Origin of the sequence: uncultured Amaricoccus sp. (genome assembly GCF_937858865.1) — a bacterium.
In the GTDB taxonomy this organism is placed as follows: Bacteria; Pseudomonadota; Alphaproteobacteria; order Rhodobacterales; family Rhodobacteraceae; genus Amaricoccus.
Genome location: NZ_CALLYO010000441.1, coordinates 1 through 2,293 on the forward strand (window position 1 = coordinate 1; position 2,293 = coordinate 2,293).

At 73.4% G+C, this 2,293-nt stretch carries 1 protein-coding gene; it reads right to left on the reverse strand.

Annotated elements, in window-relative coordinates; translation table 11 throughout:
* Window positions 1-159: 159 nt before the first annotated feature.
* The gene (locus Q0112_RS13035) at window positions 160-2,058 is read right to left on the reverse strand and encodes a potassium transporter Kup (protein WP_297975962.1); all 1,899 of its coding nucleotides are present in this window, start codon (window positions 2,056-2,058) and stop codon (window positions 160-162) included.
* Window positions 2,059-2,293 lie beyond the last annotated feature (235 nt).

A 2,293-nucleotide genomic window follows, 5' to 3' on the forward strand; every position in this document is an offset into this window, starting at 1 on the left:
CCCCCAGGCGGGCGCTTCTCGCCCGCCGGGTCGGGCGCTGCCCTCCTCGGCCTGGGGCGGCGGGGCGGATGGGGCGGGCTGCTTCGGACGGGCTCCGATCCGACTCACGGCGAGGGAAGGGCCGCGCGCTGGGGGCGGCGGGGCGGACGGGGCGGGGGGTCACACGACGAGCTGCTGGCCGAGTTCGAGGACGCGGTTGGAGGGGAGGCGGTAGAAGCTGGTGGCGTCGGTGGCGGCCTTGGTCATCGAGATGAAGAGCTGGTCCTGCCAGAAGGGCATGCCGCCCTCGCGCGAGGCGCGGAAGGAGCGGCGGCTGAGGAAGTAGGAGGTGCTCATCATCTCGAGCACGATGCCGTCGCGGCGGGCGAGGGCGAGGGCCTTGGGCACGTTCGGCACCTCCATGTAGCCGTAGGTGAGCGTCACCCGCCAGAAGCTGTCGGCGAGCGGCTCGACGGCGATGCGCCCGGCGTCGCTGACCGAGGGGGTGGTGGCGGTGGTGACGGTGACGACGAAGTTGCGCTCGTGCAGCACGTGGTTGTGCTTGAGGTTGTGCATGAGCGCGGCGGGGGCGGCGTCGGGGTCGGAGGTGAGGAAGACGGCGCTGCCGGGGACGCGGGCGGGGTGCGACTTCTTCAGCATCCCGACGAGCTGGTCGAGCGGGAGGCTCGCCGCGTGCGCCTTGGCGTTGACGATGGCGGTGCCGCGCACCCAGGTCGTGACCAGGGTGCCGACGATGGCGGCGATGACGAGCGGCACGTAGCCGCCGTCGTGCAGCTTGGCGAGGTTCGCCCCGAGGAAGACGAGCTCGACCGAGAGGAGCGGCAGCAGCACGGCCAGCACGGCCCAGACCGGCCAGCCCCAGGCGCGGCGGAAGACGGTGAAGGAGAGGAGCGAGGTCACGACGATGGTGCCGGTGACCGCGATGCCGTAGGCGCTGGCGAGCGCGCTCGAGGAGCGGAAGGCGAGGACGAGGATCAGCACCGCGGCGAGCAGCGACCAGTTGACCCGCGGCAGGTAGACCTGGCCGACCTGGGCCTCGGAGGTGTGGCGGATCTCGAGCCGCGGCAGCAGGCCGAGCTGCACCGCCTGGCGGGTGAGCGAGAAGGCGCCGGAGATGACCGCCTGGCTGGCGATGATCGTCGCGGCGGTGGCGAGGAGGACGAGGGGGAGGAGCGCCCAGGGCGGCGCCATCAGGAAGAAGGGGTTCGCCACCGCCTCGGGGCGGGCGAGGACGAGGCTGCCCTGGCCGAGGTAGTTGAGGGTCAGGGCCGGGAAGACGAGGCCGAGCCAGGCGGTGCGGATCGGCCCGCGGCCGAAGTGGCCCATGTCGGCATAGAGCGCCTCGGCGCCGGTGACGGCGAGGAAGACCGAGCCCATCACCGGCAGCGCGCCGAGGCCGTGCGAGGCGACGAAGCCCGAGGCGTGCAGCGGGTTGAGGGCGTGGAAGACCGCCAGCCGGTCGCCGGCGTGCAGGAGGCCGAGGAGCGCCATGACGGCGAACCAGACGACGGTGACCGGGCCGAAGAGGATGCCCATGCGGCCGGTGCCGCGGCTCTGCACCCAGAAGAGCCCGAAGATGATGCCGACGGTGACCGGGATGATCCAGGCGTCGAAGTGCGGGGCGACGAGCTCGAGCCCCTCGAGGGCGGAGAGGACCGAGATCGCCGGGGTGATCGCCGCGTCGCCGTAGAAGAGCGAGGCGCCGAGGACGCCGAGGACGAAGAGGACGGGCGTGCGCCGGCCGACCGACCGCTGCGCGAGGGCGAGGAGCGAGAGGGTGCCGCCCTCGCCGTGGTTGTCGGCGCGCAGGATGAGGGTCACGTACTTGAAGGTGACGATGAGGATCAGCGTCCAGACCAGCATCGAGGTGATGCCGATCACCTCCTCCTCGACCAGCCCGTCGCGGCCGGCGGCGTGCAGCGCCTCGCGCATGGCATAGAGCGGGCTGGTGCCGATGTCGCCGTAGACGACGCCGACCGATCCGAGGACGAGCTTCCAGAAGCCGGAGGGCCGTTCGTGCGGCGCTCCGTTGGCCTCTGCCGCGGCGGGGGAGCTCATGCTGCCTCTCGGCCGGTTGCACCAGGGGCCGATTCCTAGTCCCCGGCCGGGGCGGCGGCAAGCGGCGTCGTCAGATGAAGCGGTCGACGAGCGCGCCGGTCAGGTAGCCGTTGCCGGCGGCGAAGCCGCGGGCGGCGTCGGCGGCGCGGGCGGCCGCCGGGGCGGGGGTGCCGTCGCCGCGGAGGTCGTGCAGGCCGGCGGCGGGCCGGCGCGGCGCGAAGCGCGGGCCGGGGGC